A 20,842-nucleotide genomic window follows, 5' to 3' on the forward strand; every position below is an offset into this window, starting at 1 on the left:
CCGGCCCGTACCGGCTCCGGCCCGCTACGGGTCCGGCGTGCCGGGTCAGTGGCCCGAGGTCGCCTTGAGGCCGACCACGGCCACCAGCAGCAGCGCGACGAAGAAGACCCGGGCGGCGGTGGCGGGCTCGCCCAGCAGCGTCATGCCGAGCACCGCGGCGCCGGCGGCGCCGATGCCCACCCAGACGCCGTAGGCGGTGCCGATGGGCAGGCTCCTGGCGGCCTGGGCGAGCAGCAGCATGCTGGCGACGATCGCGGCACCGGTGAAGACGCTGGGCCACAGCCGGGTGAAGCCCTCGGTGTACTTCATCCCGACCGACCAGCCGACCTCCAGCAGTCCGGCGACGACGAGCAGGATCCAGGCCATGACGGCACCTCCGGGTGCGTGGACGACAGGGGTGCGTCGTCTTTGCCTGACCCGGTACGGCGCGTCTCGTCGGGGTGGTTCCGACCGTAGCAAAGGGCACGAAAAAAGGGTGATGACCCAGGTCACCACCCTCGTCTCGTAGCGCGTCGGCGCCGCGTGGGACGCCGTCGCCGCGTCGGGCGCCGTTACAGGTACAGCCCCGTGGAGTCCTCGGAGCCCTCCAGCCGCTCGGCCGCGACCGCGTGCAGATCGCGCTCCCGCATCAGCACGTAGGCCACCCCGCGGACCTCCACCTCGGCCCGGTCCTCCGGGTCGTAGAGCACCCGGTCGCCCGGCTCCACGGTGCGTACGTTCTGCCCGACCGCGACCACCTCGGCCCAGGCCAGCCGCCGGCCCACCGCCGCGGTGGCCGGAATCACGATGCCGCCGGACGAGCGCCGCTCGCCCTCCGGGATGTCGGTACGGACCAGCACCCGGTCGTGCAGCATCCGGATGGGCAGCTTGTCATGGGACGTGTTCGTACTCACGCGAAGACCGTACCTGTCCGAGGGGCACGGCCGCGCCACAGGCGGGGCACAGCCGCGCCCCGGTGCGCGCCGCTCACGCGTCGTGGCGCCGCGAGGAGGTCACCAGCAGGCCGATCACCCCGACGGCGAGCAGCGCCACCGGGACGATCCGCTCCATCCGCGGGGACCCGTCCTCGGCGACCAGCTGGCCGCGCACCTGGGTGACCGCGCGCTGGGCGGCCACGTACGCCCGCCCGGCGGTGCGGTCCACCGTCTCGGCGGCCTTCGCCTTGGCGTCGCCGATGATCGTCTTGGGGTGCACCCGGACGCCGATCTCGTCGAGCGTCACGGCGAGCTCCTGCCGCCTGCGGGCGATGTCCGCCTCGATCTGCGCAGGGGTCCTGCCATCCGCCACCGCGCTGCCTCCGTCACAAGTCCGTCGATCCCGAGCATTCCGTGGTGGACAGTCTGTCAGCTCTGTCCCGTCCGTGCCCCACAGCACCCCCGTTTGCCCGGCTGGCTAGGCTCGGAGTGCGGCGCAGCGCGCCCGCCGGACACGATCGGTGCCCGGCGCACCCCCGACGAGGAGAGCCATGAGCGAGCGACTCAAGCCCGGCGACACCGCCCCCGCCTTCACCCTCCCCGACGCGGACGGCAAGCAGGTCTCGCTCGCCGACCACGCCGGCCGCAAGGTGATCGTCTACTTCTACCCGGCGGCGCTCACCCCCGGCTGCACCAAGCAGGCCTGCGACTTCACCGACAACCTGGACTTCCTCGCCGGCCACGGCTACGACGTGATCGGCATCTCGCCCGACAAGCCGGAGAAGCTGGCGAAGTTCCGCGAGAAGGAGGAGCTCGGGGTCACCCTGCTCGGCGACCCGGACAAGGCGGTGCTGGAGGCGTACGGCGCCTTCGGCGAGAAGAAGCTGTACGGCAAGACCGTCACCGGCGTCATCCGTTCCACCGTCGTCGTGGACGAGGAGGGCAAGGTGGAGCGGGCGCTGTACAACGTGAAGGCGACCGGCCACGTGGCGAAGATCATCAAGGACCTGGGGCTCTAGCCAGGACGCCCGCCTGCCCGCCGCGCCGGTGGCCCGATACGATGGCTGGCGGCTGGCGGCCGTGGTGGAATTGGCAGTCACGCTGGGTTTAGGTCCCAGTGGGGTAACACCCGTGAGGGTTCGAGTCCCTCCGGCCGCACATCGCGCGTTCCGCGCCGCACGTGCCGTGCCGCGCCGTGAGGCGCGTCCACGGCACGGCGCGTTGACCGGGTCGACGCGTCCTCATCGCGCGCCACGGCCCCGAGCCGGGCGACGTTCGCGCACCACGGGCCCGGACCGACAACGACGGTCCGGGCCCGTGGTGTTGGCCGGCGACCGGGTCAGCCGAGCAGTTCGCGCACCACCGGGACCAGCGCCCGGAACGCCTTGCCGCGGTGGCTGATCGCGTTCTTCTCCTCCGGCGTCAGCTCGGCGCAGGTCCGGCTCTCCCCCAGCGGCTGAAGGATCGGGTCGTAGCCGAAGCCGCCGGAGCCCGCCGGCTCGTGGCGCAGCGTGCCCTCCAGCCGGCCCTCGACCACCCGCTCCTCGCCGTCCGGCAGCGCCAGCGCCGCGGCGCAGGCGAAGTGCGCCCCGCGGTGCTCCTCGGCGATGTCGCCGAGTTGGGCCAGCAGCAGGTCCAGGTTGGCCTTGTCGTCGCCGTGCCGGCCGGCCCAGCGGGCGGAGAAGATGCCCGGGGCGCCGCCCAGGACGTCCACGCACAGCCCCGAGTCGTCGGCCACCGCCGGCAGACCGGTGGCCTGGGCCAGGGCGTGCGCCTTCAGCAGGGCGTTCTCGGCGAAGGTGACGCCGGTCTCCTTGACGTCCGGGATCTCGGGATAGGCGTCGGCGCCGACGAGTTCGACGTCCAGGCCGGCCCCGGTGAGGATCGAGCGCAGCTCGGTGACCTTGTGGGCGTTGCGGGTGGCGAGGATCAAGCGTGTCATGGGACCCGATTATCGATGCCCTAGCCGGGCGAGCAGACATCGGTCAGCTCGCCCAACGCGTCCGTCACCGGCTTCAGGTCGGGCGCCTTGCCCTCGTCGATCGCCGTCCGCACGTTGTCGACGGCCTTCCGCAGGTCCTCGACGGCCTTCTCGACGTCGGCGTTGTCGGTCTTGTCCGAGATCTTGTCGATGTCCTCGTTGAGGGTGTCCAGGATCTTGTCCGCGTCCTCCGGGTTGACCGCCGCGCCGGTCACCGCGTCCTGGAGGTCGTCCACGTCGTTGGAGATCTCGACCGCCAGCTGGGCGCAGTCCAGGGCCTTCTGGACCGTGTCGCAGCCGACCAGGGCCGGCCCGGCGAGGGCGATTACGGCGGCCGCGGCGAGCGCGGTGGCGGTGTTCCGGCGGCGGTGTGTGCGGTGCTGAACGCGGCGCGTGGCCATGGGTGGTCCCCTCCCCAGCGGCGGCGGGCGGAAGCCCGCGTACCTGTTACTTCCCTAAACGCAGGGCACCCCGCGCGCGGTTGCCTCCGGTTCAGGGGGCCGGTTCAGAGCTCTGGCTCGGGGCTCCGGTTCAGGGCTCCGGCTCGGGGATGCGGCTCAGAGCGCGGCGGTGGGCACGCCCTGGAGCTGTCGCAGGTTCAGCGACCGGGCCATGGCGGCGTATCCCTCGTCGCTGGGGTGCAGATGGTCGCCCGAGTCGTACGCGGGCAGCAGCCGCAGCGGGTGGGCCGGGTCGCGCAGGGCGGCGTCGAAGTCGACCACGGAGTCGAAGACGTTCCCCGAGCGGATCCGCGCGTTGACGCCCTCCCGCACGGCGTTGAGCTCGGGGGTGAAACCGCGGTGGCCCTCGAAGGGCATCAGGGTGGCGCCGATGACGCGCAGCCCGCGGGCGTGCGCCTGACGGGTGAGCGTGCGCAGCCCGGAGACGATCTCGTCGGGGTCGGTGACATGCGGATTGCGCAGGATGTCGTTGACGCCCAACTCGATGATGACGACCTTGACACCGGTGCGGGACAGGACGTCACGGTCGAAGCGGCTGAGCGCGCTGGGGTTGTCCGGCGGGAAGTTCCGGCCGCTGCTGAGCACCCGGTTGCCGCTGATGCCCTGGTTGAGCACGCCGTAGCGGGGCGCGCCCGGCTCCTCGCGCAGCCGTCGGGCCAGGAAGTCGGGCCAGCGGCGGTTGGTGCCGGCGGTGGAGGAGATGCCGTCGGTGATCGAGTCGCCGAGCACGGCCACCGCCCCGGTGGCGTCCTCGCTCCACACGTCGACGGCGGTCAGATAGCGCCAGTACGGGCTCTGCTCGGTGTAGGCGGCGCCCATGGTGTCCGCCGCGCGGTTCCCGTGCGCCAGGTAGGAGGTCTGGCGGGCGTGCGGGTGGTAGGTGACCGAGCCCGAGGGGGTGGGGGAGTAGGTGGTGACGAGCAGGTCGGCGGCGTCCGGGATGTTCAGCCGCACCGGGTCGCTCCGCACGGCCTGACCCGCCGGGATGGTGACCGCGGTGCCCTCGTCGAAGGTGAGCCGGCGCATGGTGCCGGCGGCCGCGCCGGGGGTGCCGGGCGCGGCGGCCACCGCGAGCGAGGCGTGGGTGATGTCCAGCGGGCGGGAGCCGTAGAGGTTGGACAGGTGGATCCGCGCGCTGCTGCCGCCGACGCTGAGGTGGACCACGTTCCGTATCGACATGCCCGCGTAGCCGTCGGTCGTGTCCGGTTCCGCGGCCGCCGGCGAGGCGGACCAACTGCCGACCCAGCCGCCCCCGGAGGCCGGCGTGGCCGGACCGCGGTGCCCGCGGGAGCCGGCCCCCAGGTCGCCCTCGCCGCGCCCCGTCCCGACGAATATCGCGGTCGCCACCAGGACCGCCACCGCCGCGAGGGCCGCCATCAGGGCGAACACCGTACGTCTCGGCATCGGGGGCGCGCTCATGGGCGGGCGTTTCTCCTCGGGCAGGCGGAGCCGGGCGGCTCGGGCGGTCGGGACGTGCGGTGACGTGCGTGACGCACGGGTGCACGGACGTACGGCGGTATGCGGCGGCCGCGCGGCGGCGTTGCGCGCGGGCGGGCCACATGATCCCACGGTGGGTGGCGCGACCCGCCGGCGCCCCGGCGGATCCGCGCCGACCACTCGCCCGGTCAGACGCGAGCAGCCCGCGGCGCGTTCCGCCGCGCGTGTGCTCGCCGCCTGACGGCGGTGGCGGCCGGGGTGGCCGTCGGCTGTCGGGCGCCCCGACGGTGGGGCCGGCCGGGGGGCCCGGGGAGTCGGCGCGGGCCCGCCTCACGCGGCGCCGGGAGCCCGCGGCACGCTCCGGGAGTGGTCCGGATGTGCACAATGCACGAAGAGGCGGCGTGAACGGGTGGAGCGGATGGAGCGGACGAATGCGGGTGAGGCCACCGTGGCGATGACCGGCTTCACCGTGGACAGCCCGGCGGACGCGGAGAAGCGGCGCGGACTGCGCCGGATGAAGGCCCTCGCGACCGGGCTGCTGCTGGCCGTCGCCGCCGTGTACGCGCTCGCCACCTGGGCCGGGAGCGCCGGTGCCGGCGCCTGGGCGGCCTATGTGGCCGCGGCCGCCGAGGCGGGCATGGTCGGCGCGCTGGCGGACTGGTTCGCGGTCACCGCGCTGTTCCGGCGGCCGCTGGGGCTGCCCATCCCGCACACCGCGATCATCCCCACCAAGAAGGACCAGCTGGGGGTGAACCTGGGCGAGTTCGTCGGCGACAACTTCCTCTCCGCCGAGGTGGTGCGGCTACGGCTGCGCGCGGTCGGCATCGGCGCGCGGCTCGGCACCTGGCTGTCCGAGCCCGCCCACGCCGACCGGGTGACGGCCGAGCTGGCGACCGCGCTGCGCGGCGCGCTCACCGTGCTGCGCGACTCCGATGTGCAGGCCGTCGTGGGCGAGGCCATCACCCGGCGGGCCGAAGCGCAGGAGATCGCCCCCGGCCTCGGCGCGCTGCTGGACAAGGTCGTCGCCGACGGCGGCCACCACCGGGCGGTGGACCTGGTGTGCGTGCGCGCCCACGAGTGGCTGACGCGGCACGGCGACTCCGTCATGACGGCGGTCGTCGGCGGCGCGCCCGGCTGGACGCCCCGCTTCGTGGACCGCAAGGTCGGCGAGCGCGTCTACAAGGAACTGCTGCGGTTCGTCGGGGAGATGCGCGACATGCCGGACCACCCGGCCCGCGGCGCCGTCGACCGCTTCCTCGCCGACTTCGCCGCCGACCTGCGGTCCGACCCCGACACCCGGGCCCGGGTGGAGCGGCTGAAGTCGGAGGTGCTCGGGCGCGGGGAGGTGCAGGAGCTGATCGCCTCCGCCTGGAACGCGGTCCGCGCCATGATCGTGGCCGCCGCCGAGGACGAGCGCAGCGAGCTGCGGCTGCGGGCGCGCGCCTCGATCCTGTCGCTGGGAGCCCGGATGAGCACCGACGAGCGGCTGCGGGCGAAGGTCGACGGCTGGCTGGAGGACGCGGCGGTCTACGTCGTGACCACCTACCGGGACGAGATCACCTCTCTGATCACCGAGACCGTCGCCGGCTGGGACGCCGAGCACACCTCCCGCAAGATCGAGACCCACATCGGCCGGGACCTCCAGTTCATCCGCATCAACGGCACCGTGGTGGGCGCCCTGGCGGGGCTGTGCATCTACACGGTGTCCCACGCCCTGGGCGGCTGACGCCGGCCGCGGCCTCGGCCGCGCCGTGGGGTGCTCGGGCCGGGCGTCGCGGTCGCCGTGGAGCGCTCGGTGCCGCGGACCCCGGGGCCTCCGGTCACCGTGGGGCGGCCGGCGCCGGATGCCGCGGACGACGCCGAGCGCCCCCGCGGCCCGAGCCGGCGCGAGCGGCCGTATGTCCGTACGGCCGCCTCGGCGGTGATCCCCGTACGGCGGCGGCCTGCGGGGGCGGCGGTCGAGAGGATCCGGCCGAGACGCCCGCACGGGGCGTGAACGCGTGTCATGGGCGCGCGTAGCCCGGCCGGCCGGCCGGCGTCGGCTCCGTCGGCGCGCCGCGTCCGCTGCCGGGGTGCTCGGGCCGGGCGTCGTGGTCGCCGTGGAGCGCTCGGTGCCGCGGACCCCGGAGCCTCCGGTCACCGTGCGCGGCCGGCGCCGGATGCCGCGGACGACGTTGAGCGCCCCCGCGGCCCGAGCCGGCGCGAGCGGCCGTATGTCCGTACGGCCGCCTCGGCGGTGATCCCCGTACGGCGGCGGCCTGCGGGGGCGGCGGTCGAGAGGATCCGGCCGAGACGCCCGTACCGGGCGTGAACGCGCGCCGCGTCGCTGCCGGGTGCGCACCAGGTCTGGAGGGTGTGGCCCGTACGTCCTATCCTCCGCACGGCGCGTCCCCGGTCCGAGGAGGGCACCGTGCGGCAGCGGGCACCAGCGGTCCTCGTGCGGGGCCCCCGTGCGCGCCGCCGGGCCGCGCTGGCCCGGGCGCTGTGGGGCGGCGCGGAGGCCGCGCTCACGCTGGGCGTGGTCCTGTCGCTGCTCGTCGTCCACCAACTGTGGTGGACCAACCGGCAGGCGCGGGAGGGCGCCCGACGGGAGGTGGCCGCGCTGGAGCGGCGGTGGGACGCGGCGGAGCCCGGTGCCTCGTCCGGCGGCGGGTCGGCCACCGGACCGCGCGCGGGCCCGGAGGGCGGCGCGGACGGCGGCGGGACCTCAAGGGCGGAGGGCGGGACGGAGCGCCCGCGCGGCGCGGGGCGGTCCGCGGCCCCGGCCCCCGGCCGGGCGTATGCCGTCCTCCGCATCCCCCGGCTCGGACTGGCCGTGCCCATCGCGGAGGGCGTCGGTCGCCGAGGGGTGCTCAACAAGGGCTACGCCGGCCACTATCCGCGCAGCGCGCCGCCGGGCGGGGTCGGGAACTTCGCGCTGGCGGGCCACCGCAACGCCCACGGCGAGCCGTTCCGCCACCTGGACCGACTGCGCCCCGGGGACACGGTGCGGGTGGACACCGCGGAGGCCCGCTACACCTACGCGGTCGAGCGCACCCTGCCGCGCACCTCGCCCGGCGACGGCACGGTGCTCGCCGCGGTGCCGTACAGCTCCACCCACCCCGGCCACCGCTTCACCCGGCCGGGCCACTATCTGACGCTGACGACCTGCACGCCCGCCTTCAGCTCCCGCTACCGGCTGGTGGTGTGGGGCACGCTGCGCGCGGCGGCGCCGCGCTAGGTTCGCCGGCTGCCGGGACCGGCGCCCGCGTTAGGCTCGTACCTCGTGCTTCGCTCTCCGTCCCACCTGTGGCTGCTGGTGCCCTACGTGCTCTACCTGGGCGCGATACCGCTGGCCAACCGGGTCCACCCGACCGTCCTCGGGCTGCCCTTCCTGTTCTGCTACATCCTGCTGGCGACGCTGCTGACGCCGGTGGCCGTCTGGCTCACCTGGCGAGCCGACCGCGGTCGCGCCCGGGGTGAGCGCCGGTGAACGCGGCGGTGGCGACCTCCGTCTTCGGGGGCTTCATGGTGCTGACCGTGGCACTCGGCCTGCTCGCGGTGCGCGGCCGGGGCTCCGGCGGTGGACTGGCCGAGTGGTCGGTGGGCGGGCGCAGCCTGGGCACCGTCTTCATCTGGGTGCTGATGGCGGGTGAGGGCTACACCAGCTTCAGCTATCTGGGTGCGGCCGGCTGGGGCTACAACACCGGGGCGCCGGTGCTGTACGTGCTGGCGTACATGTCCTGCGGCTACGCCATCGGCTATGTGGTGGGCCCGATGCTGTGGTCCTACGCGCGCCGACACGGCCTGGTCGGCATCACGGACATGGTGGCCCACCGCTACGGCCGGCCGTGGCTCGGCGCGCTCGTCGCGGTGCTGGCCACGCTGTGCCTGCTGCCGTACATCCAACTCCAGATCACCGGAATGGGCGTCGTGGTCTCCACGATCTCCTACGGCGCCATCAGCCTCGACTGGGCCTACTTCATCGCGTTCGCCGTCACCACCGGCTTCGTCGTCGTCAGCGGGCTGCGCGGCAGCGCATGGGTGTCGGTGCTGAAGGACGTGCTGGTCATCGGCACGCTCGCCTTTCTCGCGGTCTATGTGCCGGTCCACTACTTCGGCGGTTACGGCGACTTCCTGGACCGCATGGTCGCCGAGCGGCCGGAGTGGCTGACCATCCCCGGGCACGGGGACGGCGGCCTGGGGGAGGGCTGGTTCCTCTCGACGGTCTTCCTCAACTCCCTCACCGTCGTCATCTTCCCGACCACCGTCGCGGGCTACCTCGGCGCGCGCGACGCCGACGCGCTGCGCCGCAACGCGATGCTGCTGCCCTTCTACAACGTGCTGCTCTTCGTACCGATGCTGCTGGGCATGGCGGCGCTGTTCGTGGTGCCCGGGCTGGCCGGGGCGGAGTCCAACCTGGCGCTGTTCAAGCTGGTGGTGGACTCGCTGCCGGCCTGGGCGGTCGGCGTCATCGGGGTCGCGGCCGCCCTCTCCTCGATCGTGCCGATGGCGGTCTTCATGCTGGTCATCGGCACCATGTGGGGCCGCAGCGTGCTGGGCGCGCTGCCCCGCTTCGCCGACCGGCCGGACCGTCAGAAGCTCGGCTCCCAGGCGGTGGTGGTGGCCGCGGGCACGGCGGCGCTGCTGCTCACCTACCTCGCTCCCAACACCCTGGTGCGGCTCTCGCTGGTCTCCTACGAGGGCATGGCGCAGCTCATCCCGATGTTGCTGCTGGGCCTGGTGTGGCGGCGGCTGACCCTGCCCGGGGCGCTGGCCGGGCTGGTGGTGGGCGGCGCCCTGGTGAGCTTCCTCGTCTTCACCGGGCGTGATCCGCTGTGGGGCGTGAACGCGGGGCTGCTTGCGCTGGCCGCCAACCTCGCGGTCGCGGTGACGGTCAGTCTGCTGGGGCCGCCGGAACGGGATCCACGGCCGGACGAGGAGGTGCTGGCCCTGGACACCGAGAGCGGGCCCGGAGATCGGGAGGGCCTCGCCGACTCCGTTGTCGGTGGTCGGGGTTAGCATCGGACAGGACGGTCGTCGCCGAGGCGGCCGGTAGCCGATTGGTTCGATGAGGGGAGGGGAGCCGGATGGGCGAGAGCACGCGCGTCGAACGGGTGCGGATGCGCCTGGGCATGCTCCTCTTCCTGCTGACCGGCCTGATGCTGACCCAGTCCGGCCTGGTGAGCGCGGTCGTCCTCTCCGCGGCCGCCGCCGTGGCGGCGGCGACGCTGGTGCTCTGCGTGCTGTTGGCCGCGCTGTACGCGCTGCCCAGCCCACCGGGTCGCATACGCACCGCGATACGGGACCGGGAGCGCCGCACCGCGTTCCTGCCCCAGCGCGATCCCGACGCGGCGGGCCGCACCCGTCCCCGAGCCCCCGGCCGTCCCCTCCCGACGGCCGCGTAGGAGCTCCGCACCACTTTTCTCCGCCGAGCCCGCGCGGTTCGTCATGCCGATTCCCGCATTCCGCACTCCGGCTGACGAGACCCGTGGAGGGCTCCACCATGTCCGTTTTCACTCCCCTCGGCGCGCTGCTGTCCCACCTGTCCGACGCGCTCACCCCGCTCTTCGGCGGCTCGGCGATGGCCGCCGCGGTCGTCCTGTTCACCATGGGGGTGCGCGCCGCGCTGCACCCGCTGGCGCGGGCCGCGGCCCGCGGCGAGAAGGTGCGGACCGCGATGGCCCCGAAGATGGCGGAGCTGGGCCGCAGGTACGGCAACGATCCGGACCGGCTGCGGCGGGCCGCGGCCGAGCTGTACGAGAAGGAGGGCGCCTCCCCGCTGGCGGGGTGTCTGCCGATGCTGGTCCAGCTGCCGTTCTTCTTCGTGATGTACCACCTGTTCTCCACCGGCAGCGGCGGGGCGGGGCTGCTGGACCACACGCTGCTGGGCGCGCCGCTGGACGGCAGCTGGACCGAAGCGCTCGGCGACGGCGGGATGTTCGGCGCCGCGGGGCTGGTCTACCTGGGGCTGTTCGCGCTGATCGCGGCCGTGGCGACGTGGACGTACACCCGCTCCCGCAAGGCGATGGCCGGCATGCGGCCGTCGCCGGTCGCGGGCGCGGCGGGGCTGACCAGGGTGCTGCCGCTGCTGTCCTTCGGCACCCTGGTCACCGCCGCCGTGGTGCCGCTGGCGGCCGGGCTCTACCTGGCCACGACGACGACGTGGACGGCGGTGGAGCGGGCGCTGCTGCACCGCGGGCGGTAGGCGCCGTAGGCGCCCGGGGGCGGGGGCGGGGGCGTGGCGGGCGCCCGTGGGGGCCCCTGCCCGGAGAGAACCGGAGGGCTGATGCGGGTTCGAAACCGCCGGGCTCCGCCGTCTCGCGTCTCGCCGTGGCGGCGGGAGGAAACCCCCGGGTGCGGCGTTCAGGCGAGGCGGACGGTGTGCCCCTCCCTGGCGGAGCGGCGGGCGGCCTCCAGGACGCGCAGGGTGGCGGCGGCCTCGACGGCGGTGACCGGGGGCGGGCCGCCGTGGCGGACGGCGTCGGCCACGGCCGCGTAGTAGGCCGGGTAGTCGCCGGGCAGGGTCGGCACCGGCTCGCCGCCGCCGGTCTGCGGGGACTCGCCCGAGCCCAGCCGGCCCCAGGTGGACGGGGCCTCGACGCCCCACGCGGTGCCGTCGCCCGGGCGCTTGCCCTCGCGGAGCGCGGCCTCCTGCGGGTCGAGCCCGTACTTCACATAGCCGGCCTGGCCGCCCAGCACCCGGAAGCGCGGGCCGAGCTGGGCGGCGGTGGCGCTCATCCACAGATGGCTGCGCACCCCGCCGGCGTGGGTGAGCGCGACGAAGGTGTCGTCGTCGGCGGCGGCGCCGGGGCGGCGCACATCGACCTCGGCGTAGACGGAGACGGCCGGGCCGAAGAGGGTGAGCGCCTGGTCGACCAGGTGGCTGCCCAGGTCGTAGAGGAGCCCGCCCAGCTCGGCCGGGTCGCCGGACTCCCGCCAGCCGCCCTTGAGCTGCGGACGCCAGCGCTCGAAGCGGGACTCGAAGCGGTGGACGCGGCCGAGCGCGCCGTCGGCGATGAGCTGCCGCACGGTGCGGAAGTCGTTGTCCCAGCGGCGGTTCTGGAAGGCGCTCAGCAGCAGCCCGCGCTCGGCGGCGAGCGCGGCCAGCGCTTCCGCCTCCGCGGCGGTGGCGGCGAGCGGCTTGTCGACCACCACCGGCAGCCCGGCCTCCAGGGCGGCGCGGGCGAGCGGCACATGGGTGCGGTTGGGCGAGGCGACGACGATCAGGTCGAGCTCGGCGGCCCGGTCCGGGGCGAACAGCTCCTCCGGCGTGGCGACGCAGCGCGCCTCGGGGTGTTCGGCACGGGCCTGCGTCTGCCGCTCGGGGTTGCCGGTGACGACGGTGTGCAGGGCCAGGCCCTCGGTGGCCGCGATCAGGGGGGCGTGGAAGACGGAGCCCGCGAGGCCGTAGCCGATGAGGCCGACGCGCAGGGGGGTGCCGGTGCTGCCAGGGGTGCCATCCATGGCAGTCACTTTGACAACAGTGTTGCCAAAGTGCAAGCGGCGGGGAGAATGGCGTCTGTGCGGCACCTCCATGAACGTGATCCCGACGGCCCCCACGGCGCCAACCTCTCCGTGCTGCGCGGCCACAACGCCGCGCTGCTCCTCTCGTTGCTGCGGGACGCCGGCGAGGACGGGGTGAGCCGACCGGAGCTGGCCGAGCGCACGGGGCTCACCCCCCAGGCCGTCAGCAAGATCACCGCGCGGCTGCGCGCGGACGGCCTGGCCGCCGAGGCCGGCACCCGTCCCTCCACCGGGGGCAAGCCGCGCACCGTGCTGCGGCTGGTGCGCGGGGCGCGCAGCGCGGTGGGGCTGCATCTGGACCGCGACGAGCTGACGGTGGTGCGCACCGATCTGGCCGGGGAGCCGCTCGACATACGGGTGGCGCCGCTCGACTTCGGCGCGGGCGCGGAGGCGGTGCTGGACGCGGCGGTGGCGCAGGTCGCCGCGGCGGTGGCGCAGGTCGCCGCGGTGCTGGAGCCGGACGAGGCGGTGCCGATGCCGGGCGGGGCGGTGTCGACGCCGGACGGGGCGGCGGCGCGGGACCAGGCCCGGGACCGGGCGGCGGACCCGGTGGCGGGGGAGGAGCCGGCGGGCGAGCGGGTGGGCGGCGGTCGGGTGCTCGGGGTCGGCGTCGCGTCCCCCGGGCCGCTCGACCACGGCGTCGGAGTGCTGCGCCGCGTCACCGGCTTCCCGTACTGGGACGGCTTCCCGCTGCGCGACGCGCTCGCCGCGCGGCTCGGCCTGCCGGTCGTCCTCGACAAGGACACCAACGCCGCCGCGCTGGGCTTGGCGCGGCGTCCCGACGGGCCGGAGCGGTTGGCCGACTCGTTCGCCTATCTGCACCTGGGGACCGGGCTGGGCGCGGGGCTGGTGCTCGGCGGCGAGGTCTACCGCGGCGCGCGCACCGACGCCGGGGAGTTCGGCCACCAGGTGATCCAGCTCGACGGCCCGCCCTGCGGCTGCGGCGGCCGCGGCTGCGTCGAGGCCCTGTGCCTGGCGGCCGTGGCCGCCGGCGACCCCGCCCGCGCGGCCCGGCTGCTCGGCGTCGGCGCCGCCAACCTCGTTCGCCTCCTCGATGTCGACCGGGTGTTCCTCGGTGGCCGGACTGTGCTCGCCGACCCCGAGCCCTACGCGCGCGGGGTGGCCGCGGTCCTGGCCGAGGAGGCGGGCCGGTCCGGCGCCGGGCATGCGGTGGCGGTCGACGTGGCCGGGCGAGGGCGCCGCCTGGTGGCCGAAGGGGCGGCGCAACTGGTGCTCGGCCGGTTCTTCGGCCGGGCGTAGCGCGCTGCGGGGATCGGGGGTCGGTGCGGCGGGGCGGGACGGGGCGGTTCCGCGGTCGGGTGGGGGACGGCCCGGCGGTTCAGCGGTCGGGGGCGGGAAGTCGCGGCGGGACGGGGCGGGGAACTGCGGGTGCTGCGCTGATCGAGGGGGAATGTGACGGCCACTCGGATGTCGTGGCCGGGCCGGGCCGCGCGGCGGCGGTCGGGTGGGGAAGGGCACTGGGAGTCCCGCGAAGCACCCCGCAGCGAAGGTGAGCCATGCGTCTGCCCAGCGCGCCCGCCGTCCGCCTGGTCATGGCCGCGCTGGTGGCCCTGACCCCGCTCGCGCCCGGCGCGTCCGCCGAAGCCGTCGCGGCCGCCCGACACGGGGCCTCAGCCCGGCACCCCGCGCCCGTCGCCGAGGCCGTGCCGACCGCCGCGGCCGTACCCGGCTGCGGCGACGCGAACAGCGCCGACTTTCCGTTGGACGCGTCGCTGCAGGCCGACCCCAGCGACTACGCGCGCGGCGGTGATTGGCGGGTGTGGCGGTTGCAACTGCGGAACACCACCGAGCGGGCCTGCCGGTCGATCCACCCGGTGGTGGTGATGGCGGGCCGGGACCGCAAGCTCCGGCCTCGACACATCCGGCTGGAGTTCCACGACAAGGAGCTGACCGCGGGGGAACGGCGGGCCCGGCAGACGTGGCGGCCGGTCCGCTTCGAGACGACCGACCAGCACGAGAGCGTCGGCATCCTCGAAGCGCCCGGCTTCCCCGGCTTCACGGTGCCGGCCGGTCGTGCCGTCGAGGTGGCCCTGCGGCTCCGCCTCACCGACGACGCGCCGCTCGGCCCGGTCGTCGCCGCCATCACCACGGTCCAGCGGCGGGACCGGGACGGCGACTGGGTCGGCCAGTCCGACAGCCACGCCTTCACGGTCGTCGCGGCCGCGCGGACGGAGGGCGGCGCCGGGGACGGCCGGGCGGAGGGCGGCGCCGGGGACGGCCCGGCGGAGGGCTCCGCGGGCGACGACGCCCGTGGTGAGGCCGAGGACCGGCGCGAGTCGGACGGCCGGCGCGAGCACCACGGCCGGACCGACACCGAGGGGCGCCCGCCCGCCGGTTCCGGCGCTCCCGCCCCGCCCGCCCTGGCCGACACCGGCCCCGCCCCCCGCCGCGCCGACCGGGCCGCGCTGCTCGCCCTCTCGGGAGTCAGCGCGGCTTGTCTGCTGGCCGGCGCCGCGCTGCTGGCCTTCGCGCGGCGGCTGCGGGTCGCCGCGGACGGCGTTCGACGGACGGGCTGACGCCCTCCGCGTACGCCGCGAGCTCCGTAGGGCGCGGCGCGCGGCGCCCCCGGGGCGGGGTGACGCGCCACTTTCCGCCCGCCGATCAGGCGGGTTTCTCTGGGGAGAGCTTGGCGGCGACGGCGCGCCGCCTGGGCATACTTGGCACGCTCTCGTCGCGGCCGGCGCGGAGCGAACGCGCTGATGGGCGAGTACGGGAGGTGTCCGATGACGGTGGCGAGCGGTGGCGTTCGGGTGATGCCGCAGGAGCGGCCGGAGGCGTCGTTCCGGTGCGGGGGCGGGAGCATCGACCCCCAGTGCGCCACCTGCGGCGGCACGGGTTGGATCGGCGACCAGATCGCCTGCCCCACGTGCAACTGCTCCGGCGAAGGCGCGTGAGCGGAGCGCGCGACCAGCCGCTCAGCCGCCCGATGAGGGCGCGGTCCCGGTGTCGCCCCCGTGGGCGGGCGACACGGTCACGGGTGTCCGCGGGCGCGTTCGGGCGGCGGCGGGATGCGAGGATCGCGCCGTGGACTCCCCGTAGGGCCGGAACTCCGCCGCGCCGTAGGGCCGGAACCCCGCCGCGCTGGTGAGCCGGAACCCCGCCGCGCCGGTGAGCTTCGGCATCCCCGAGCACGGCCGCCTCCCCACGTCCTACGCGGTGAAGGCGTGCGTCGCCGCGCCGCTGGACGCGTCGGGCGAGGCGGCACCCTGCCCGTGCGGCGGCAGGTGCGCACGCCAGGCCGCACGTTCCTCGGGCTCGACCGGTTCCCCCGCCCGCCGGCGCTTCCCGGGGAGTCGGGGCCGGCGCCCGGGGCGGCGACCCCCGCGCAAGGCCGGCCCCGTCGTCGGCGGCTTCGCGGCCCGCACCGAGTGGTGGCCACCGACGACGACGCCGAGCGGCTGAACCCGCCCGTTTCCCCCTCCGGAGTGGAGATCTCACCGCGGCGGCACCGCACGGCTCTGGCACATCGCGACGACCCACGCCAGGGTGGCGGGCCGGTACCGCCACCCTCGACCCCGGGAGGACGATGTGTCCCGCAGCATCACCCGACGCTCCGTGCTCGCCTCCGCCGCCGGCACCGCCGTGGTGGCCGTCGGCGGGCTGCCCACCCCCGCCGCCGCCGCGGCGCCCACTCTTCCGAACGGCACCAGCGCCGACAAGGTGCTGGTCGTCGGGATGGACGGACTGCGCCACGACCGCATCGCCGCCGCCGACGCCCCCACCCTCACCGGGCTGATGGCGGGCGGCACCTTCGGGGCGAGCCTGTTGTACGCGCCGCCGATGGCGGCCACCTCCTCCGGCCCCGGCTGGTCCACCATCGCCACCGGCGTGTGGCCCGACAAGCACGGCGTGCGGGACAACTCCTTCGCCGGCAAGGACTACGGCCGCTACCCCGGCTTCCTGGCCCGGCTGGCCCAGGTGCGGCCGGGGCTGTCCACCTTCGCGGCGGTGGACTGGAAGCCCCTGGACGCCCAGGGCACGGTCACCCCCGGCGCCGACGCCAAGGTGGTCTACGACGGCGACGCCGAGGGCTATGTCAGCGCCGACGAGCGGTTGACCGTCGACACCGTCGGCGTGCTCCGCGACCAGCACCCCGACGTCGTCTTCGTCTACCTCGGCAACACCGACGTGGTCGCGCACGCGAGCGGCACCGGCCGGAGATACCTGGACGCCATCGCCGTGCAGGACCGGCAGCTGGGCCGGCTGCTGGCCGCGATCGAGGCGCGCCCGAGCCGGGCCGTCGAGCGCTGGACCGTCATCGTCGCCACCGACCACGGTCATCTGGACGCCGGTGGCCACGGCGGCAGCGGCATAGCGGAGCGCCGCACCTTCGTGCTCGCCCAGGGCCCGGGCATCCCGGCCGGCGCCCGGCCCGCGGACACCCGGCTGGTCGATGTCGCCGCCACCGTCTTCCACCAGCTCGGCGTGCCGGTCGATCCGGCCTGGGGGCTGGACGGCAAGCCGATCCAGCGGCGGGCCGGGGACGCCTTCGAGACGCTGTACGGCGCGCTCTCGCCGCGCGTGGACGAGACCGGCATCCCGGCCGGCGTGCTCGGCCACACGCACACCCCGCCCAGCGGCTGGTCGGTCGTCAACTCCGCGATGGGCGGCGGCGGGGTGAGCGAGTGGCGCGGCTGGGCCTTCGCCACCGACGAGTTCTGGAGCCGCACCCAGCGCGACCAGTGGCGGGAGCTGAACGTCCGCTCCCGCGGCGTGTTCGCGGTCGCCGACTCCGACGAGTGGGCGGACCGGAGCTTCTCCGGGACGTACGACTCCACGCTGGTCAGCCCGGCGTACCCGGTCGGCGGGGCCACCACCGTACGGCTGGACTTCACCACCCACTACCGGCAGGAGGGGAACCAGACCGCACAGGTCCTCGCCTCCTGGAACGGCGCCACCCCGGTCCCGGTCCGGAGCTACACCTCCGACGTGGTCTCCCAGCCGCAGTCGCTGACGCTGGACGTGCCGGCCGGCGCCTCCGGCGTGAGCTTCCGCTTCCGTTACACCGGGTCCAACAACTGGTATTGGGTGATCGACGGAGTCGACGTGACCAGCGCCTGACGGGCCGAGCCTGACTAGGCTGGTCTCGCACACCCGTCTCATCGCAACCGCAAGAGAGCAGGTCACATGGGAGAGCGGAAGCCGATCGAGTCCTGGCTCACCGACATGGACGGCGTGCTGATCCATGAGGGGGTGCCGATCCCCGGCGCGGACGCGTTCCTGGCCCGGCTGCGGGAGTCCGGAAGCCCCTTCCTCGTGCTCACCAACAACTCCATCTACACGCCGCGGGACCTGCACGCCCGGCTCGCCCGGATGGGGCTGGACGTGCCCGTCGAGAACATCTGGACCTCGGCGCTGGCCACCGCCCAGTTCCTGGACGACCAGCGGCCGGCCGGCACCGCGTACGTCATCGGCGAGGCGGGGCTCACCACCGCGCTGCACGACATCGGCTACGTCCTCACCGACGCCGAGCCGGACTACGTGGTGCTGGGCGAGACCCGCACCTACAGCTTCGAGGCGCTCACCAAGGCCATCCGGTTGATCAACGACGGGGCGCGGTTCATCGCGACCAACCCCGACGAGACCGGCCCGAGCCCCAAGGGCGTACTGCCCGCCACCGGCTCGGTCGCCGCGCTGATCACCAAGGCCACGGGTCGCGAGCCGTACTTCGTCGGCAAGCCCAACCCGCTGATGATGCGGGCGGGGCTGAACGCCATCGGGGCGCACTCCGAGACCAGCGCGATGATCGGGGACCGGATGGACACCGATGTGCTGGCCGGCCTGGAGGCGGGGATGCGGACCTTCCTGGTGCTCACCGGCCTCACCCGCCCGGAGGAGATCGACCGGCACCCCTTCCGGCCGTCCCGCGTGGTGGACTCCATCGCCGACCTGGTGGACCTGGTGCGGTAGCCCTTTCACCGCCTCACCCGAACAGAGCAGCCGGGGCCCGCAGCGGATGCGGGCCCCGGCCGTTCTTGTGAGCCTTCTGGGGTAACGGGAGGTTCACTATGCGTTCCCAGCGAATAACTCTCTGTGTCGCCACCGTGGCGGCCATCGCCTGTGTCTCCGTCGCCCCCGCCCCCGCCGCCTTCGCGGCACCGGGCACCGCGGCCACCGTCCGCGCGGACGACCGGCACGAGGACGACCGCGACGACCGGCACCGCGGACAGGACGAGGATCGTGACGGCTACGGCCGCCACGACGAGGACGGCGGCCGGGGGGACCGGGGCCGCGACGAGGACCACGGCCGTCACGACGAGGGCGGCGACCGCCACGGCGGAGGCCAGGGTGATCAAGGCCGTCCGGACGAGGACTTCGGCGGCGGCTTCGGTCAAGGGGACTCCGGCGGAGACGACTTCGGCCGCGGCGACTTCGGTCGCGGTGGCGGCGACGACGGCTACGGGGGCCGGCCGGGGATGCCGCACGAGCCCTACGCCCCGGTCCACGCCGGCGGCGGCGCCACCGCACGGAGCGACGAGTCCCGTGGGTTCGGCGGGGTGGAGGCGTACGGGCTGGTGCTCGCGGGCGGCGCGGCGGTCGCGGTGGGCGGCCTGGCCGTGTACCGGCGCCGCGCGGCCCGCTCCACGTCCCGTTCCTCTGACGGCTGACCGGACCGATGTCCGAGGAAGCCGACGCGCCCGCGGAGCCCGCGGCCGGCTCCCCGCGAAGCGGCACCGCCCGGCTGCTCACGGGGGTGGCCTGGGCGGTGCTGCTGATCGGCCTGTGGCTGTGGGGCCGCGGGGCGTCCGACGGCACGCCCACCGCCACCGGCGATGTGGCGGCCGTCGGCCGGCCGCCGGTGCTGGGGCTGCCCGCGGCGCACGCCCCGCTGGCGGCCGCGCAGCCGCGGCAGGTCGTCATCGACACGGCCAAGGTGCGGGCCCCCGTCGTCGCCCGCGGCCTCGACGCCGCGGGCGGGGTGGCCCCGCCGCCGTACGACCGGCCCGGCGCCGTCGGCTGGTACCGCGGCGGTCCGTCGCCCGGCTCCTCCGGCGCCGCGGTGCTGGTCGGCCATGTCGACACCGACTCCCGGCCCGCGGTCTTCTACCACCTCAGCGCGATGAAGCCCGGTGAGAAGGTCCGCGTCGGCCGGTCCGACGGCTCCGTCGCCGAGTTCACCGTCGAGGAGGTCGAGGTCATCTCCTACGCCCGCTTCGACCCCCGGCGCGTCTACGGCCCCCGCGCCGCGCACCGCGCCGAACTCCGCCTCATCACCTGCGGCGGCGCCTTCGACCGCGCCCGCCACACCTACACCGCCAACGTCGTCGTGTCCGCCTATCTGACCGATGTGACGGCGGCCCCCAAGTCGCGGACGACCGCCGGACGTCGGGGGCTGGAAGCGGTGTGGCGCGCGCCGGGCGCGCGCCCTGGCTGAGCCCGCTCGGGCCCGTCGATGCCTCCCCCAAGGGTGGGCGGGGTGTGTAAGGATGGATTCGACCGGCCTTGTCCCGTGCGTGCCAAGGGGGAGTGGATGTACGGCAGTGATACCGGCCGTCGGCGCAGGGTGGTCTGCGCGTTGTCAGTGGTGGGGGCGTTAGTGACGCTGTCGGGGTGTTTCGGGTCGTCGGACGCCGACGAGGGACCCCGCGCCGCCGCGCCGCCCAAGCAGCGGCCCAAGTCGGCGGTGCCGTACTGGGTGAACCCCGACGGCAGCGCGGCCCGCCAGGTCGCGGCCTACCGCGAGCAGGGGGCGGACGAGAAGGCGGCACAGATCTCGAAGATCGCCGACCAGCCGGTGGCGGAGTGGATCGGCACCGAGGACCCGGAGGGGCAGACCCGCGGCTTCACCGAGGCCGCGGCGCGGGCCGATCGGGACGCGCTGCTGGTCTTCTACAACATCCCGCACCGCGACTGCGGGAAGTACTCCAAGGGCGGCGCGGCCGACGGCGACGCGTACCGCGCCTGGTTGGACAAGGCGGTCAAGGGGATCGGCGACCGGGCCGCCACCGTCATCCTGGAGCCGGACGCGCTGCCGCACGTGGTCGACGGGTGCACCCCACGGCAGTTCCACGAGGAGCGGTACCACCTGCTCACCGGTGCCGTCTCCGAGCTCAAGGCGCTGCCCCACACCAAGGTCTACCTGGACGCGGGCAACCCGGCGTGGATCACCGACCCGGGCCGGATGGTCGAGCCGCTGAAGCGGGCGGGCATCGACATGGCCGACGGCTTCGCCCTCAACACCTCCAACTACCAGACCACCGCGAAGAACACGGAGTACGGCAAGCGGCTCTCCGCGATGGTCGGCGACAAGCCCTTCGTCATAGACACCAGCCGCAACGGAAACGGGCCCGCGCCGCACCGCGAGGACCCCGAGGCGTGGTGCAACCCCGCCGGCCGGGCCCTGGGGGAGCGGCCGACCACGCACACCGGCGAGGACCTGGTCGACGCCTATCTGTGGATCAAGCGCCCGGGTGAGTCCGACGGCACCTGCAAGGGCGGCCCGCGGGCGGGCCAGTGGTGGCCCCGCTACGCGCTCGACCTGGCCCGCAACACCCGCTGAGCGGAGGCCACCCGGCGTGGCG

General features: G+C 75.0%; 22 protein-coding genes, 1 tRNA gene and 1 riboswitch. Of the genes, 16 read left to right on the forward strand and 7 right to left on the reverse strand.

Features of this window, described 5'->3' with window-relative positions; translation table 11 throughout:
• Positions 1-45: 45 nt before the first annotated feature.
• The 3 genes from CD790_RS29130 to CD790_RS29140 form a co-directional block, all read right to left on the reverse strand.
• Entirely contained in the window at positions 46-366 is a 321-nt protein-coding gene (locus CD790_RS29130; RefSeq protein ID WP_144386353.1) for a multidrug efflux SMR transporter, read from the reverse strand.
• Positions 367-396: 30 nt separating this feature from the next.
• Positions 397-462: riboswitch (guanidine-III (ykkC-III) riboswitch) on the reverse strand.
• 89 nt (positions 463-551) lie between these two features.
• Entirely contained in the window at positions 552-893 is a 342-nt protein-coding gene (locus tag CD790_RS29135) for a co-chaperone GroES (RefSeq protein WP_144386354.1), read from the reverse strand.
• Between the two features lie 73 nt (positions 894-966).
• Positions 967-1,287 (reverse strand): DUF3618 domain-containing protein, encoded by a 321-nt coding sequence (locus CD790_RS29140; RefSeq protein ID WP_144386355.1) that lies wholly within the window; start codon positions 1,285-1,287, stop codon positions 967-969.
• Positions 1,288-1,465: 178 nt separating this feature from the next.
• Between CD790_RS29140 and bcp the strand changes: the two genes are divergently transcribed.
• Together bcp and CD790_RS29150 are read left to right on the forward strand one after the other, a co-directional pair.
• On the forward strand, positions 1,466-1,933 hold the full coding sequence (bcp, locus tag CD790_RS29145; RefSeq protein ID WP_144386356.1) for a thioredoxin-dependent thiol peroxidase: 468 nt from the start codon (positions 1,466-1,468) through the stop codon (positions 1,931-1,933).
• Between the two features lie 55 nt (positions 1,934-1,988).
• Positions 1,989-2,072: transfer RNA gene (locus tag CD790_RS29150), tRNA-Leu, on the forward strand.
• A 181-nt stretch (positions 2,073-2,253) separates the two neighbouring features.
• Here CD790_RS29150 and rdgB read toward each other — a convergent pair.
• The 3 genes from rdgB to CD790_RS29165 all read right to left on the reverse strand — a co-directional run bounded on the left by rdgB (position 2,254) and on the right by CD790_RS29165 (position 4,775).
• The gene (gene rdgB, locus CD790_RS29155) at positions 2,254-2,856 is read right to left on the reverse strand and encodes an RdgB/HAM1 family non-canonical purine NTP pyrophosphatase (RefSeq protein ID WP_144386357.1); all 603 of its coding nucleotides are present in this window, start codon (positions 2,854-2,856) and stop codon (positions 2,254-2,256) included.
• 20 nt (positions 2,857-2,876) lie between these two features.
• Positions 2,877-3,296 (reverse strand): hypothetical protein, encoded by a 420-nt coding sequence (locus CD790_RS29160; protein ID WP_144386358.1) that lies wholly within the window; start codon positions 3,294-3,296, stop codon positions 2,877-2,879.
• 156 nt (positions 3,297-3,452) lie between these two features.
• A complete protein-coding gene (locus CD790_RS29165; protein WP_260867972.1) occupies positions 3,453-4,775 on the reverse strand; it encodes an SGNH/GDSL hydrolase family protein in 1,323 nt (440 codons plus the stop codon).
• A gap of 472 nt (positions 4,776-5,247) precedes the next feature.
• On the opposite strand from CD790_RS29165, the gene CD790_RS29170 reads away from it, so the two are divergent.
• The 6 genes from CD790_RS29170 to CD790_RS29195 all read left to right on the forward strand — a co-directional run bounded on the left by CD790_RS29170 (position 5,248) and on the right by CD790_RS29195 (position 10,980).
• Positions 5,248-6,519: a DUF445 domain-containing protein gene (locus CD790_RS29170; protein WP_260867986.1), complete on the forward strand. Its 1,272-nt coding sequence runs from the start codon at positions 5,248-5,250 to the stop codon at positions 6,517-6,519.
• 684 nt (positions 6,520-7,203) lie between these two features.
• A complete protein-coding gene (locus CD790_RS29175; RefSeq protein WP_144386360.1) occupies positions 7,204-8,013 on the forward strand; it encodes a class E sortase in 810 nt (269 codons plus the stop codon).
• A gap of 45 nt (positions 8,014-8,058) precedes the next feature.
• Positions 8,059-8,265 carry a DUF3311 domain-containing protein gene (locus tag CD790_RS29180; protein ID WP_260867973.1) on the forward strand — a complete coding sequence of 69 codons (207 nt, stop codon included), beginning with the start codon at positions 8,059-8,061 and terminating at the stop codon, positions 8,263-8,265.
• Entirely contained in the window at positions 8,262-9,794 is a 1,533-nt protein-coding gene (locus tag CD790_RS29185) for a sodium:solute symporter (RefSeq protein WP_144386361.1), read from the forward strand. Before CD790_RS29180 ends, CD790_RS29185 begins: the two co-directional genes overlap by 4 nt.
• A gap of 68 nt (positions 9,795-9,862) precedes the next feature.
• Positions 9,863-10,180 carry a DUF6412 domain-containing protein gene (locus CD790_RS29190; protein WP_186319289.1) on the forward strand — a complete coding sequence of 106 codons (318 nt, stop codon included), beginning with the start codon at positions 9,863-9,865 and terminating at the stop codon, positions 10,178-10,180.
• A gap of 98 nt (positions 10,181-10,278) precedes the next feature.
• Positions 10,279-10,980 (forward strand): membrane protein insertase YidC, encoded by a 702-nt coding sequence (locus CD790_RS29195; protein ID WP_144386362.1) that lies wholly within the window; start codon positions 10,279-10,281, stop codon positions 10,978-10,980.
• Between the two features lie 158 nt (positions 10,981-11,138).
• Here CD790_RS29195 and CD790_RS29200 read toward each other — a convergent pair whose 3' ends face one another.
• A complete protein-coding gene (locus CD790_RS29200) occupies positions 11,139-12,239 on the reverse strand; it encodes a Gfo/Idh/MocA family oxidoreductase (RefSeq protein WP_186319290.1) in 1,101 nt (366 codons plus the stop codon).
• Between the two features lie 48 nt (positions 12,240-12,287).
• Here CD790_RS29200 and CD790_RS29205 point away from each other — a divergent pair, with 48 nt between their 5' ends.
• The 8 genes from CD790_RS29205 (at position 12,288) to CD790_RS29235 (ending at position 20,820) form a co-directional block, all read left to right on the forward strand.
• A complete protein-coding gene (locus CD790_RS29205) occupies positions 12,288-13,559 on the forward strand; it encodes an ROK family transcriptional regulator (protein ID WP_186319291.1) in 1,272 nt (423 codons plus the stop codon).
• 257 nt (positions 13,560-13,816) lie between these two features.
• Positions 13,817-14,836 (forward strand): hypothetical protein, encoded by a 1,020-nt coding sequence (locus tag CD790_RS29210; protein WP_144386364.1) that lies wholly within the window; start codon positions 13,817-13,819, stop codon positions 14,834-14,836.
• 207 nt (positions 14,837-15,043) lie between these two features.
• Positions 15,044-15,214 carry a hypothetical protein gene (locus CD790_RS34945; protein ID WP_186319292.1) on the forward strand — a complete coding sequence of 57 codons (171 nt, stop codon included), beginning with the start codon at positions 15,044-15,046 and terminating at the stop codon, positions 15,212-15,214.
• Between the two features lie 634 nt (positions 15,215-15,848).
• Positions 15,849-17,381: an alkaline phosphatase family protein gene (locus CD790_RS29215; RefSeq protein WP_144386365.1), complete on the forward strand. Its 1,533-nt coding sequence runs from the start codon at positions 15,849-15,851 to the stop codon at positions 17,379-17,381.
• Positions 17,382-17,447: 66 nt separating this feature from the next.
• The gene (locus CD790_RS29220) at positions 17,448-18,230 is read left to right on the forward strand and encodes an HAD-IIA family hydrolase (RefSeq protein WP_144386366.1); all 783 of its coding nucleotides are present in this window, start codon (positions 17,448-17,450) and stop codon (positions 18,228-18,230) included.
• 98 nt (positions 18,231-18,328) lie between these two features.
• Positions 18,329-18,928: a hypothetical protein gene (locus tag CD790_RS29225; protein WP_144386367.1), complete on the forward strand. Its 600-nt coding sequence runs from the start codon at positions 18,329-18,331 to the stop codon at positions 18,926-18,928.
• Positions 18,929-18,936: 8 nt separating this feature from the next.
• A complete protein-coding gene (locus tag CD790_RS29230; RefSeq protein WP_144386368.1) occupies positions 18,937-19,695 on the forward strand; it encodes a class F sortase in 759 nt (252 codons plus the stop codon).
• Between the two features lie 96 nt (positions 19,696-19,791).
• The gene (locus CD790_RS29235; RefSeq protein ID WP_144386369.1) at positions 19,792-20,820 is read left to right on the forward strand and encodes a glycoside hydrolase family 6 protein; all 1,029 of its coding nucleotides are present in this window, start codon (positions 19,792-19,794) and stop codon (positions 20,818-20,820) included.
• Positions 20,821-20,842: the final 22 nt, after the last annotated feature.

Source organism: Streptomyces sp. SAJ15 (assembly GCF_007595705.1).
In the GTDB taxonomy this organism is placed as follows: domain Bacteria; phylum Actinomycetota; class Actinomycetes; order Streptomycetales; family Streptomycetaceae; genus Streptomyces.